12 protein-coding genes, 2 pseudogenes and 1 riboswitch are annotated in these 13,231 nt (G+C 46.5%); of the genes and pseudogenes, 10 read left to right on the top strand and 4 right to left on the bottom strand.

The window, feature by feature from the left end; genetic code table 11:
- Positions 1 to 7 precede the first annotated feature (7 nt).
- Positions 8 to 568: a D-alanyl-D-alanine dipeptidase gene (gene ddpX / locus PanJK_RS23375; RefSeq protein ID WP_265303436.1), complete on the top strand. Its 561-nt coding sequence runs from the start codon at positions 8 to 10 to the stop codon at positions 566 to 568.
- Positions 569 to 763: 195 nt separating this feature from the next.
- Here ddpX and PanJK_RS23370 read toward each other — a convergent pair whose 3' ends face one another.
- Complete coding sequence (locus PanJK_RS23370; protein ID WP_265303435.1) at positions 764 to 1,030, bottom strand: DksA/TraR family C4-type zinc finger protein; 267 nt, start codon at positions 1,028 to 1,030, stop codon at positions 764 to 766.
- 112 nt (positions 1,031 to 1,142) lie between these two features.
- Positions 1,143 to 1,270: riboswitch (TPP riboswitch) on the top strand.
- 99 nt (positions 1,271 to 1,369) lie between these two features.
- Between PanJK_RS23370 and PanJK_RS23365 the strand changes: the two genes are divergently transcribed.
- The 8 genes and pseudogenes from PanJK_RS23365 to PanJK_RS23330 all read left to right on the top strand — a co-directional run bounded on the left by PanJK_RS23365 (position 1,370) and on the right by PanJK_RS23330 (position 8,046).
- Complete coding sequence (locus tag PanJK_RS23365; RefSeq protein ID WP_265303434.1) at positions 1,370 to 2,452, top strand: long-chain fatty acid--CoA ligase; 1,083 nt, start codon at positions 1,370 to 1,372, stop codon at positions 2,450 to 2,452.
- Positions 2,449 to 3,897 (top strand): acyl-CoA reductase, encoded by a 1,449-nt coding sequence (locus tag PanJK_RS23360; protein ID WP_265303433.1) that lies wholly within the window; start codon positions 2,449 to 2,451, stop codon positions 3,895 to 3,897. Before PanJK_RS23365 ends, PanJK_RS23360 begins: the two co-directional genes overlap by 4 nt.
- Before the next feature lie 99 nt (positions 3,898 to 3,996).
- The gene (locus PanJK_RS23355) at positions 3,997 to 4,764 is read left to right on the top strand and encodes a 3-oxoacyl-ACP reductase (protein WP_265303432.1); all 768 of its coding nucleotides are present in this window, start codon (positions 3,997 to 3,999) and stop codon (positions 4,762 to 4,764) included.
- Positions 4,765 to 5,041: 277 nt separating this feature from the next.
- Entirely contained in the window at positions 5,042 to 5,737 is a 696-nt protein-coding gene (locus PanJK_RS23350; RefSeq protein ID WP_265303431.1) for a hypothetical protein, read from the top strand.
- Positions 5,738 to 6,206: 469 nt separating this feature from the next.
- The gene (locus PanJK_RS23345) at positions 6,207 to 6,686 is read left to right on the top strand and encodes an Hcp family type VI secretion system effector (RefSeq protein WP_265303430.1); all 480 of its coding nucleotides are present in this window, start codon (positions 6,207 to 6,209) and stop codon (positions 6,684 to 6,686) included.
- Between the two features lie 110 nt (positions 6,687 to 6,796).
- Positions 6,797 to 6,988, top strand: a complete 192-nt coding sequence (locus PanJK_RS23340; RefSeq protein ID WP_265303455.1) for a hypothetical protein — start codon at positions 6,797 to 6,799, stop codon at positions 6,986 to 6,988.
- Positions 6,969 to 7,477 (top strand): annotated as a pseudogene (locus PanJK_RS23335) (Hcp family type VI secretion system effector). The gene PanJK_RS23340 and the pseudogene PanJK_RS23335 overlap by 20 nt, the downstream one beginning before the upstream one ends.
- Positions 7,478 to 7,517: 40 nt before the next feature.
- A pseudogene (locus tag PanJK_RS23330) lies at positions 7,518 to 8,046 on the top strand (O-acetyl-ADP-ribose deacetylase).
- 1,178 nt (positions 8,047 to 9,224) lie between these two features.
- Here PanJK_RS23330 and PanJK_RS23325 read toward each other — a convergent pair.
- Together PanJK_RS23325 and PanJK_RS23320 are read right to left on the bottom strand one after the other, a co-directional pair.
- Positions 9,225 to 10,487: a hypothetical protein gene (locus PanJK_RS23325; RefSeq protein WP_265303428.1), complete on the bottom strand. Its 1,263-nt coding sequence runs from the start codon at positions 10,485 to 10,487 to the stop codon at positions 9,225 to 9,227.
- A 171-nt stretch (positions 10,488 to 10,658) separates the two neighbouring features.
- The gene (locus PanJK_RS23320; protein WP_265303427.1) at positions 10,659 to 11,021 is read right to left on the bottom strand and encodes a hypothetical protein; all 363 of its coding nucleotides are present in this window, start codon (positions 11,019 to 11,021) and stop codon (positions 10,659 to 10,661) included.
- A gap of 566 nt (positions 11,022 to 11,587) precedes the next feature.
- Between PanJK_RS23320 and PanJK_RS23315 the strand changes: the two genes are divergently transcribed.
- Positions 11,588 to 11,932 carry a hypothetical protein gene (locus tag PanJK_RS23315; RefSeq protein ID WP_265303426.1) on the top strand — a complete coding sequence of 115 codons (345 nt, stop codon included), beginning with the start codon at positions 11,588 to 11,590 and terminating at the stop codon, positions 11,930 to 11,932.
- 55 nt (positions 11,933 to 11,987) lie between these two features.
- On the opposite strand, the gene PanJK_RS23310 is transcribed toward PanJK_RS23315, so the two are convergent.
- Positions 11,988 to 12,590, bottom strand: coding sequence for a DUF4755 domain-containing protein (locus tag PanJK_RS23310; protein ID WP_265303425.1), 603 nt, complete (start codon positions 12,588 to 12,590; stop codon positions 11,988 to 11,990).
- Positions 12,591 to 13,231: the final 641 nt, after the last annotated feature.

Below are 13,231 nucleotides of genomic sequence, written 5' to 3'. Positions count from 1 at the left end.
ATGTATTATGACGCAGGACGTTGAACTGATTGATTTAGCCGTAACCTTTCCCGCTTTACGTTTCGATCTGAAATATGCCACGGCGGATAACATCGCGGGCTATGCCATTTACCAGGAGGCCAAAGCGCTGCTGCATCCGGCCGCCGCCAACGCACTGGCAAAAAGCATTGAGATCGCCCGGCTGGCGGGATTCAGTTTGTTGGTACTCGATGCCTATCGGCCGCAGCAAGCGCAGTGGCACTTGTGGGATGCCTGTCCAGATAAAGATTATGTGGTGCCGCCCGCGCAGGGTTCGAATCACAGTCGCGGCGTCGCAATTGACCTGACGTTACTTGATGCACAAGGCCAGCCGCTGGATATGGGCACCGCCTTTGATGCGATGGAAGCAGAATCACATCCGTATCATCCGAATGTCCCCGCCGAAGCGCAACGTAATCGCCTGCTGCTGAACGCGATTATGTTTGGCGGCGGCTTTGTCGCCATGCCAACGGAATGGTGGCACTTCGAACTTCCTGACGCGAAAAATTATCCGTTACTTGATGAGCGATTTGGCTGCTTTGCGCGTTAAATTATTTCATTTGGCCGATGGTACAAAACCCTGATTAATATTCAGCTGTAATAACGCCAAAGCAACGTAGGGTCGCCATTCATGGCGACCGATTCAAGCATAACCAGACATATATGCGAATTTCGGTCACCATAAATGGCGACCCTACAAAGGATTGGCGCGTTTTTGGTGGTGTTACTGCATCATCAATAAAAACTACCGCAACTGACTATCCTTGCTTCCGCGGCGGTTATAACCGCTGGTCGCCGCCTGTTTTTTATCGATCTTGTTCTGGCAATTTACGCAGTAACGCACGCCAGCTAATGCCGCGCGACGCGCTTCCGGGATCGGTGCGCCGCACTCGTCGCAAAACTCGGCGCTTTCACCGTGGCCGAGATTCTCGCGTGCGCGGGCCACCGCGTCATCAACCGTGGCATCAATTTGTTTGTGCACTGCACCGTCTTCTGACCAACCGCCAGCCATACTTCACCTCCACAAATACTGATGCCCAAAGTATAAGACATGGCGTAATGAATGCCGGACAGGCCAGAATTTAACAAGGTTGACACATCATCGCGCGCCATCCTAGACTGCGGCTTGTTCCAAGGGGTGCTCTGTTAAGGGGCTGAGATTCTACCGGCTGGCGTGTATGCGCTGGCAACGTAGTGACCCTCCGAACCTGATCCGGCTAATACCGGCGTAGGGATGCGGAACCGCAGGGCGATATTGCGCCCTGATTCCCTCTTTGTGCTTTGTAGCGGACAGTTCGCGCTCTTCAGGCGTTGCCTGAGAGTCTCTGCGCAATCGCAAAGGTGGCGACACATGAACGAAACACACATCATCCAGGCTTTGCTGACATTCCTGCAGCGCGAAGAGTCCTCAGACGACGATTTCAACCAGCTGGCCCTCGAAATCTTCGCTTATCAATTCGAACACAACCCACCTTATCGCCGCTTCGCCATCCAGCGCGGACGCACGCCGCTGACGGTGAAAAACTGGCGCAACATTCCTGCTATCCCGATTAATGCCTTTAAAGATCTGACGCTCAGCTGCCGTCCCACTGACCAAATTGCCGAAATCTTCATGACCAGCGGCACCACCGGCGCGGTAAGAGGGCGCAGCTACCATCCGACGCTGGACGTGTGGAAGAAATCGATGCTGCTCAACTTCCGCCGTCGCTTTATGGCGGGCAGTGAACGCATGCGCATGGGCATTTTATTCCCGGATACCGTGGCGATGCCGAACTCCTCGCTGGCGACCTATCTCGATTTGGCGATGCAGGAGTGCGGCACGCCAGACAGCGAAGGAATGGTGGGCGAGCATGGCCTCGATATCGATCGCCTGTTCAGTGCGCTGGAACAGGCCGAAGCCAGCGGCGAACCTTATGCGCTGCTGGGTGCCAGCTACAGCTTCGTGCCTCTGCTGGATGAAATGCAGCGCCAGCAACGCGGCTTCGCGCTGCCTGCTGGCAGTCGCATTCTCGATACCGGCGGTTTCAAAGGCCAGTCACGCGAGATTGGCGCAGAGGATTTCTACGCTTCGCTCTCTCACGCCTTCGGCATCCCGCGCTCACACTGCATCAACATGTACGGTATGACGGAAATCAGCACGCAGTTTTACGATGCGGGCAATGAACGCTGCCCGCCGGTAAAATCCGGGCCACACTGGATCCGCACACGCGTGGTCAATCCGCTTACCGGTGATGATGTGCCGGACGGCGAGATTGGCGTGCTGGTGCATCACGATCTGGCACATTTCAACTCGGTTTCCGCCTTGTTAACCGAAGATGCGGGCGTGATGGTGCCCGGCGGATTCCATCTGCTGGGACGCGCGACCGGCGCTGATGCCAAAGGCTGTTCGCTGACCATGGCAGCGTTTCTCGCCAGCGCGCAGGCACAGTTGTGAAGGAAGTTGCCGGACATCTGCCGGGCCTTTCCGCCGACGAAGTGCAGTGGCATACGCTGAGTTTCAATCATCGTGGCGCAAGCCTCGAGGTTAGCGTTCCGCAACTTGATGACGCGCAGATAAAGGCGCTCGCAGCGCGCATCCGCACCAACGCCCGCGCTTATCTCCACCAGCTGAGCGTTGCGCAGATCATCGCCATCATTGATGAAGCGGTGGCGCGACTGCTCGATCGCCATCATCCAATGCGTATCAAAGCCGAAAAGCTGCTGCCCATCGTCACCGGTTACGATGCCGAAATGGTGCGGCTTGGCCTCACCGGCTACCTGAAAACCTTTCGTCAGCCGCAGCTGAAGCGCTTTCTGGCGGAGGATTTCACCGATCCGCAGATGCTCGACGATTTCCAGCCACGCCCCAAAGGCGGCTTTGCACGCGCGTTTGGCCCGCAATTGTTGATGCATATCTGGGCGGGCAACGTGCCGGGTTTGCCGCTGTGGAGTTTGATTTGCGGCCTGCTGGTCAAGGCGGGCACCATCGGCAAACTGCCGGGCAATGAGCCGCTGATGGCAAGCTGGTTCACGCAGTTGCTGGCGGAAATTGATCCAAAACTCGGCGAGTGCATCGCGGTGGTGTGGTGGAAAGGCGGCGATGCGCAAACCGAGCCAACCTGGCTGCGCCAGCCCGATACACTGGTGGCTTATGGCAGCAACCCAACGCTGGCGGCGATCCAACAACGTTTGCCGGTTACCACGCGCTTTCTGCCGCACGGACACAAAATCAGTTTCGGAATGGTGGCGCGTTCGGCGTTAAATACTCGGCAGGGCGCGGAGCTGGCGCGCCGTGTGGCCTATGACGTGATGCGTTACGACCAGGCCGGTTGCTACTCGCCACAAATGCTATTTGTCGAGCGCGGCGGCAAGGTGTCGCCGGATGAGTTCGCCAGCTATATCGTCCATGAACTCGCTGCGCTGGCGCATAAACATCCGCGCCGTCCGCTGGCTAATGATGAGATGAACAGCATTGCCGCGTGGCGTAATGGCGAGGAGATCCGGGCGCTGGGTGGCGATCGTACGCTTTACGGCGAGGCGGCAGACAGTTGGGCGGTGGTGAGTGTTGATCATGCAGAGCCTTTATCGCCTGCTGCACTTGGCCGCACCTTGAAAGTGGTGTCCGTGGATGCGCTGGAGGAAGTGGTCGATTTGGTGGCGCAGCAGCGGCATTTTCTGCAAACCGCAGGCGTGGCGGCCGCGCCGAATGAGTTGTTCCGCATCTCCGCTCTTCTTGGGCAAGTGGGTGTTACCCGCATCGCCGCGTTCGGCAACATGACCTCGCCGGAAGCGGGCTGGCATCACGACGGGCGTTTTAGTTTGCTCGATCTGGTGACCATCACGGAGATCGAGCAGGGCGCAGAAGCGGCGGCAGAAGGGTTTGCGCCTTATGCGGACTGACGCGGTCGCCATGAATGGCGACCCTACGACGCACCGGTTTTGTAGGGTGCGCATTAATGCGCACCTGGTTGAAACGTACCTTAATCCAAAGGATTAACAATGAAATTCTCCAACCAAACCGTTCTGGTAACCGGTGCAAGTCGCGGCATTGGTGCGGCAATCGCTAAAGCCTTCGCCGCTGAAGGCGCATTCGTGGTGGTGAACTATTTGCGCAATGAAGCTACTGCAGCGGGCGTAGTTGCAGAGTGCCGCGCATTAGGCGGCGACGCATTGGCGATTGCCGCAGATGTCACCTGTGTGCAGCAGGTCAACGCGATGATGGAGCAGATCGTCAACGCCACCGGCCGCCTCGATGCGGTGATCAACAATGCTTTCGCACCATACGTTTTCGACACCGAAAATCGTTCACGCTTTTGGGAAACGCCATGGTCGGGCTATCAGTCGCAGTTCGATGGCGCGGTGAAAGCCGCGTATAACGTCTGCCAGGCGGCGCTGCCTTTAATGCGTGCGCGCGTGCGCGGCAGTATCGTCAATCTGACCAGCGATTTGGTAGCGCGTCCTTCGGTGCCGTATCACGATTACATCACCGCGAAAGCGGCGCTGACCGGCTTTAGCCGCACGCTGGCGACGGAGCTTGGCCCGCTGGGGATTCGTGTTAACTGCGTCGCGCCCGGTCTGGTGTATCCCACCGATGCCAGCCAGGCAACGCGCGAAGAGGTGCGCGATTTCCTCACTGCGCAAACCCCGCTGCGCCGCATCGCGCGCCCGGAAGATGTCACCGGCCCGGTGCTGTTTCTGGCGTCCGACTGGAGCGAGTTTGTCACCGGACAAACGTTATACGTTGATGGCGGATTAGTAATGAATTAACCCGTAGGGTCGCCATTAATGGCGACCGTTTCGCATTAATAAGCTCAAGACGAATGACATATATCTGTACGCAATTACGTATTAAATGATAGATATTTCAAACACCAACACATCTCAGTGTTTTCTTTAGTGAAACGAATAAAACACACATTTAAATGCGGATTTACACATCATTATTTTATGAATAAGGATCACATCTGGTTAAAATTTAGCTTCACGGAGTTATATCATTACCCTATAGTTTTCATGGTTAACGGAATTAACTATAGGGATATATATGTACCACAGTGATGCGGTCATAAAGCAGCTTCAGGCGCAAAGGATTCTGGCAGAAAAGCTCGATAACGCCGTTTCAGGCGTTATTGATGCAGTTTCCGAACAAGTCAGTAAGATCAATAAAGGGGCGACCCGGCTTTCATTTTATGCATCGTGCTTTACTGATGAATACATAGACGTCTGTAAAAATCAGGTGCTGGAAGATAATCGTTTCAGAAAAGCGGTCATACGGTTAATCAAAGATAGAGATATTATTTATTCGCTGGTGAAAACTTACATTGACTATCAGCTTGAGCACAGATCATACAGGCAGCTTGAAGTAATTAAAATGCATCTGATGCGAGCCAACATTCACATCGCAGCCAGCACACTGACTACTCGCGCATTTGGTGCTGGTGCGACTATGGCTGTCGTTCTGGGGATGAATATAACGCTTCCTGTTGGGCGTAATGTTGGTACTGCAGTTGGCGCGGCAGCGTCATTATTGGGAATTTATGCCATAGTTCAAAACGCAGCAGACAGCGCAAAGCGCTTGCAAATAATGCATCCTCCTTTTTATCACGCATTGTATATGCGAGAACTCGAAATGATGTATTTCCTTATTGAACCTTCATTCATGCGGGCTGGTGCGCTAAGAAATCAATGGCTTTCGGATTACGAAGTCGCTGAAGTATTGATGAAGTTAGTGGGGAAGTGATGAAGAAATTTTTAAAGCAATGGTTAATATCAGAATCGAAATTTCTGATCTGCACTTACGTGCCGATAGTATCAACGATAATTTTTGCGCTGCTACAAATCTACTTTTTTCCAGATAGCAGTATGTTAGGTGTAGGGATATTTTATTTGTGCTCTCTATCATTTGTTATCTACAAATGTCGTTAAGTCTAAGAGTAAAATAGAGCATGCTTAGCGTGGTGAAAAATAATGCTCTTCAGGCTTGTATACGAGTAGGTTGGAGTGAAATATGAGGGCATATTTGAAGCGATGGTTGGTAGAACAATTAAAATTGTTGTTATGCATCTATGTGCCGGTTTTATGTGCTCTCGTGTTTGGTGTGCTTAAAGTTTATCTCTATCCCGAGAGTAGAATGATGAGCGTGGGCCTTGTATATCTTCTCACGCTAATAATCTCTGTTTATAAATTTCGTTAAATTTAAAGGATTTAATATGTCAACTCCAGCACATCTCTGGTTAGAAGATGAAAGTGGTTCACCAATTGTAGGTTCGTGCATGATGCCGACCCGCCTCGGTTCGATTGAACTGAACACGGTGATGCATAACATCACAATCCCGGTAGATCAGCACACGGGAAGGCTTACAGCCACGAGGATTCATTCCCCCATATCCATTCAAAAAGAGTTTGATAGAACAACACCGGTACTGTTTCGTGCATTGTGCCAGGCCCGTACGCTGAAATCAGCGACCATCAAGATGTACCGAATTAACGAAGCAGGCATTGAGATTGAGTATTTCAATATTCTTTTGGAAAACGTCAAAATATCCAGCATCTCTCCAGCCCTGTTGCCAAACGGCCAGACCAGCACGCATCTGGAAAATATTGAGCCACGATATGAAACGATTGCATGGAAATACGTGGACGGAAATATTATGTTTAAGGATGGATGGAATGAGAGGATGATTGCTTAGCTTTTGGCGTTATTGATGAAGCTTCCAATTAAGTCAGTAAGTTCGCTTAATAATTCATGGATTTCAGAGTATAAACTTGCTCAGGTGCTCGCTAAACTGATGGTAAGGGCATGAAACGTTTCTTAAGGCAGTGGCTGAGGTCACAATCAAAAATGCTGCTGCGTATTTACGTGCCGGTTATTGTTACTGTGCTGTATGGCATGTTGCAATTTTACCGTTTACCTGACAGCGGCATGCTGAGCGTGGGGTTCGTTTACCTGTGTGTGTATATTTTTGTTGTTTATAAATTTCGAAAACTTTAAAGAATTAAATGTATCTGTTCCAGCGCATTTATGGTTGGAAGATGAAAGCGGCCCGCCGATTGTGGGTTTCTGTACGATGCCTACGCGCCTCGGTTCGATTGAACTGAACACGGTGATGCACAACATTCCTATTCCGATAGATCAGCACACGGGCAGATTGACGGGAACGCGGGTGGATACCCAATCACAATTCAGAATGAATTTGACCGCACAACACTAACGCTGCTTCGTGCACGGTGGCAGGCCAGAACGCTTAAATCAGCGACCATTAAGATGTACTGAATTAACGAAGCAGGTATTAAAGTTGAGTATTTTAATATTCTCCTGGAAAACGTCAAATTATCCAGTATCTCTCCGGCCCTGTTGCCAAACGGCCAGACCAGCACGGATCTGGAAAATATTGAGCTCCAATATGAAAAGATCACTTGGAAATACGTGGACGGCAATATTGTGTTTAAGGACGGATGGAATGAGAGGATGATTACTTAACTTCTGGCTAAGACTGCTGAAACTGAGGATTAGAAGTAACATGAACAAAATCGCCTTGCTCAAAGAAGATATAATCAAAATTCCAGCTGATGCCATTGTTAACGCCGCCAACACATCCTTGCTGGGCGGGGGGCGGAGTTGATGGCGCCATCCATCGTGCGGGTGGGCCAGCGATTTTGGCTGAGTGTCAGAAAATCAGAAATCGACAAGGTGGCTGCAAAGTCGGAGATGCAGTGATCACCACGGCGGGTGATTTGCCAGCAAAATACGTCATTCACACCGTTGGTCCACACTGGCAAGACGGGGAACATGATGAAGAAACGCTATTGAAAAATGCCTATCTGAGCTGTTTTAAACTGATAGAGGAATACGGCATCCAAACCGTCTCGTTTCCTAACATCAGTACGGGCATATACAGATTTCCTAAAGCGTTGGCGGCTGAAATCGCATTAGGTATGATTAATCAGTGTTTGCGTGACAACCCCAGCATAGAGCAAGTAAATTTGGTTTGCTTTGATGAGGAAAATTACGACTTGTATTCAAAAATGCTTGGGCCAATAAAGTTATGAGTAATTTCGCTCGAAAAAGTCGGCTTAAGGTGGCGATTTTGAAGGATGTCCAAGGCAAGAGCCGTAACGGTAAAATGGAATGGCTAATCATAAGTTAAAATATTCATTAACTTGGGCAATAACATCAGCACAAAAAAAATGATATTTTCGGTTAGGTAGATAATGTTGATGGATTTTTTAGCGGCACCCTACTTACGGAATAAAAGGAACAGTTAATAGTCGCTGACATCATTTTCTATCATCAAAAATGGAAATTAAGCGATGCCTTTTTCTCCATCGCCGCTTCATGAATCTCCAGGCGCTATCAAAGTTGATGCGGCTATGACCGGAAATAATCCTGATGTTTCCTACCTAATAAAAAAGATTTCAATTAAGTCTGATTGGTGTTATACCGAATACCTAGTCTAAAGATATTTCATTAAATAAGTAAGTGTTTTTTGTATACTCCCTATCTTCCCTCGCTTATTTTTTTCAAGTTTTAACGAAAGACAATAATCTAATACAATAGTGATAAAGCTCTAAACTCACATGATTATAAGGCTAGGGGCTTAATTAAATTATAACTAAAGTTGAGAGTGTATTTCTGCTAGCTTTATAAAAAGCCCATTATATGAAGTTAGTATCTACCTTGATGATTTGAGTGAGCAGTAAAGCGCTGGGTTGGGGTGGTGATATATAATGTTAATTATATAAGGTTAAGGTTAGTACTAAGCCCCGTTCAGTAGGTGAGTGCTAGCCCCTCCCAGTTCATAAAAATACAATTATATGAAGTTAATACGTTCAGAATAGGCGGCTGGGTTGAGTTCAGCGACACAAACGGTAAACATATTGCATTTAGCCTGAGCGGCTTGGCAACTCTTCGTCTCTTATGTTCATCGTTTGATTCTCTGTCAAAGCGATATCTGGACAATAAGTCCATTCAAAATTGATTGTTATGGTGCGCTCATGGCAGTAATTGATTCTTGACTGCTGGTGACCATCAATAACATGCAGCCTAAGTTGCAAATGCCGTCCTTAAAAGCTACTTATAACGAACCGGCAAAAAAAAACTGATAAACTATTAAGATTTTTAAAATATTATAATTCTGAGGTGATTGACTTAAGCTTAATGCAAACTTAAGTCAATTCATGTTTTCGCTAATTACTTTATGTAGCTTATATCTCTGAGGTGGTTACCTCTATTTAATAGTAGTTTCGATTATCACCTGATGATTCTCTGGATCATAAATCTTCAGTTCTTCACGAACCAGCGCAGTTGAAATTATGTTTGAATCTCCATCTACCTTATCAATGTGAAGGTAATATTTGTCGAAGTATTCTACATTTTTTTGCTTGGAGTGAATGGACGAGAGAGCTGAAGATATATCTCTGGCTTTATCGTCAGGTATGACTATATTGCATGCATTAAGACGACGCGGGATGCTAACAGTTATTCCTCTATTACTGTAGCTTCGCCCACTAACCATGCCACAACCAATCCCGGAATATTTATACCCCTTGATGTCGAAGTTATAACTTTCGCCAGCCAGAAGAGTTAGTGCGCCATCATTGAGGTTAAATACCTTCTCATCTGAAGCTGTCTTAAAATCTGGGATGTCCGGATTGTTGTTGTAACCATAATTACTGGATGCATAAAACACGATGTTGTGGATGTCTTTATATTTAGCAATCTTTGCCTTGATTACTGGCAGCTCATACTTTTTTAAATCTTCTTTTGCAAAAGAATCTGTTGTACTGTTCCACTTTCCTGAGAAGAAGCTCATAAGCTCATCATCTGAGAATTCACGCGGTGCCTGTGAAAAATATATATAGTATAAGTCGTCCTGAGATACGGGAATGAAACTGTCATTCGGTATGGATTTTGTTTTGTTATCAATTGCGGAAAGATTCTCAAAAAATCCATTTCGCCATGCAGTTTGCTCATTTGTAGGTTCATCACTCATCGAAAATCTGAGGTTAACAATACCAAATTCAGGAACTTTAGGGGTGTATTTATCTCCCTGCTTAACAAGCTGATATGACATCGGGCCTGAGATATTTCTTTTGTAAAGGCTGTCACTATCTAAAGTTACTGTTGCCTCACAATTTATACTGTCTGAGCGCGTGCCTGTAACTGTTATTTTATCTACTTTTAATCGCTCAGTTGTGCCAAATCCGTCTTCAAAAAATTTTGATGTATAAAGGAAGGGTGAATCTTTATATTTATACTCAGGTTCATCCTGCTTTGCATTTATGAGTGGGTAATAGTTTATAGGGCTTGCATCCAGGTTTTTTACGGTTTCTGCTTTAAAACCATCAGTTATCGTCTTCACGACTGCCGGATTGCTGCACAAACCAACCTGCTCTTCGTGCGTCAATTCGCTTACAGGCTTTTCCTCTACTTTTTTGTCACAACCTGCAAGGCACATCCCTACGGCAATAACAAGTATAGATTTATTCATTTTCATCTCCTTTGATTTGAAAATACAGATATCAGTTTTATATTATTTGGAAGGTGGATATTAGACCCGATACGGAACATCATCCAGTACCAATTCGGCGAATTTGATTAGCTAAAAAAATAAGAATTAAAGAACGGAAAGGCGCCCCGTCTGGTGGCACCTTAAACCGTATTACTGACCGGCAGCGCTGAGAAGAGGGTTATCGGAGCCGCCTGCGGTACCGCCACTCTTGTAAGCGTTCAGGAGCTTACCTTTCTTCGACCATTCAAATACTGTGGTTTCACTGGCGTTTGGCATAAACGGAATCGCCGCAATTTTTGTATATGGGTAAGACCAGATTTCTTTGCCGTTGACTTCATCCTTCTTAGGAGGATTACCAATAGCTTTAACAACATCATCTTGGGTTGTGTTTCCGGGCTTAAAAGCAGCAAGTTGCGCATTACTAACTGAAGTACCTGACTTGTAATCCAGAGCAGAACATCCTGTTAGGGTAGCTGAAGCGAGTAATAATGCAGCGATGAGTCTTGGTTTCATATTAATTCCATTTTGAGATTATTTAATCCTGAATATTAACTCAGGTTTAAAAATAAATTATGATTTAGCCAGAAGACAGAGATAGTGGTCATATATCAAAACTATAAGCAGCATCACAATCGAGCAGTTAAGGCATTCTCGTCCATGTAGAGCTTGTTCCAGAATCCCCATTTCCGGCACCAACGGTATCAAAATACACCTGACTTTATAGATAGTAAACTCATTAGTATGGTCGGGTAGGGTAGATCTCCACAGGAACCTTGTATTACTTACCTATCTTCATTTTAGTTAGAAGTCTAACGTTAATGTAGTGGGTGAGCCCGATAATTTGTATTATGACAATAGATTCCGTTATGAACAAAACTAAGCTATCAAAATCCGCAGCAGACCTGATGTCTCATCATATGACTCAGCATTTTAATCTCAAGAAAAAGAAGTATGATAGGTAGGCAGGTAAATGTGTCTTGAAGATCTAAACAGACTTAGGCAGCATTTGTGCTGGTAGTTTCATCGTTCCCCGGTGGTAATAACTATCGTGGGATTTCATTTGATATAAGGATATTGGCATGGATTACAATAAAATTTGGGGTGCAGTTTTGGTTATCGGCTGCGCAACAGTGCTGGCCGGATGTAAAAGCGAACCCTCTGAAAGTGACATTCAGTCTGCTATTCAGCAGAACGTCGATCAGTCTAACCAACAGGCGAAATCAATTGGCGGGAAGGCTTTAACGGACAATATGCTAATGAAGGTTAATAACATAAAAAAACTAGCATGTCAGGACGCTCAAAGTGATGGCTCTTATAAATGTAAGGTTGAAATGGAGGTGACTGCCCCCTTCGTTGGCAAGCGTCAAACAACTGGTGAACTGACATTTATTGAAGGCGATTCAGGCTGGCGGGTAGTTCAGTAATACATTTTTTTAAAAAGCCGCCGTAATGGCGGCTTTCTTCAAGTTGCTAGTTTATTCAGAGGTTTTTAAATACAACCTGTTCATAAACATTAATCCATGAATCACACTGCCGCTTAATATCTGTATAGAATGCAGAACTTTTCATGTTCACTTTCATATTCTCTGCGATCAAGCGGATGTGCCATTCTGGGTCTTTCAGGTCCTTAGTGGTCACAAAGAAGCCTGTCTCACGAAATGATTTCGGCCCTTCAATATCGGGTGTTAAACCTGCACTTCCACTATAGGAGTTTACAAAATACTCTGCGCCTTTAATCTCATCAAATCTGAAAGTTTGTCTCTTTCCATTTGATTGCAAACGAACCGTCTCATTATTGGTATTAATGTACATCTCCCAAATGTACGTACCGTTATTGAGATAGTGATGGAAAACACCATCTCCACGTTCATTGAAATAGCTCTCATATGAATTATACACCGCGATATAGCGATAATTCGTAAACGACATGTAGGCAAGGAGTAATGCTGGGATAAGGAAAAACAAAATGCTCCCAGTATCTCGCCAGCCTAACCAGAATGGAAAATAAGCTACCAGTGCGGCCAGTACAATCTGAACATACGCTTTTTTCTTTGCGGAACTGGCTAATGCTACTTTTGACATAAAAATCTCACTCATCTGATTAATAGATAAAACTCATATATTTATAATTTTCATTTTAATTTCCTTGTAATCAAATGAGTAAACCAACAGCCAAAATCTTGCAACTAAACGCATATAGTTTCAGGTGAAACTTATGATCTAAAGGAGGGAAGCGACATAAGTAACTAGATCTGTGTCCCTTTAGCCCAAAGCTATCATGAAAAAGTTAGTTTTGAACAGTGGAAATTCAGTAATTTTTCTTATCATTGGTATCATTCTCTGAGTATATGCCGGTTACAACATGTAATTTGACTTAATACCAGTCATTGCTCAGTTCAATTACGTGTATGTCGAAGACGCGGTTACTATGTCACTACTAGTTTAATTTAAAGCGCGGTATGAATTGAATAGCTGCCTGAGTTGATACACTAGGGCTACAGCAGCTGATGATCTGGCATTCACTTCGTTACATCACTACTGATGTGAGTGTACGTAGTTCTGAATCGCCACGGATATAACAGACACCTCAGAGTCATTTATGGAGTGACCCCGAGCCCATAGACAAATCTGCCCTATATTTTGAGCATAGGAGGAGTCTATGGGCACACCACGATTTACCCCTGAGTTTAAAGAAGAAGCAGTCCGCCAGATCACCGAGCGGG

It is taken from the genome of Pantoea sp. JK (assembly GCF_026130245.1).
Classification (GTDB): Bacteria; Pseudomonadota; Gammaproteobacteria; order Enterobacterales; family Enterobacteriaceae; genus Pantoea; species Pantoea trifolii.
This window is presented reverse-complemented; position numbering and strand designations above follow the sequence as displayed.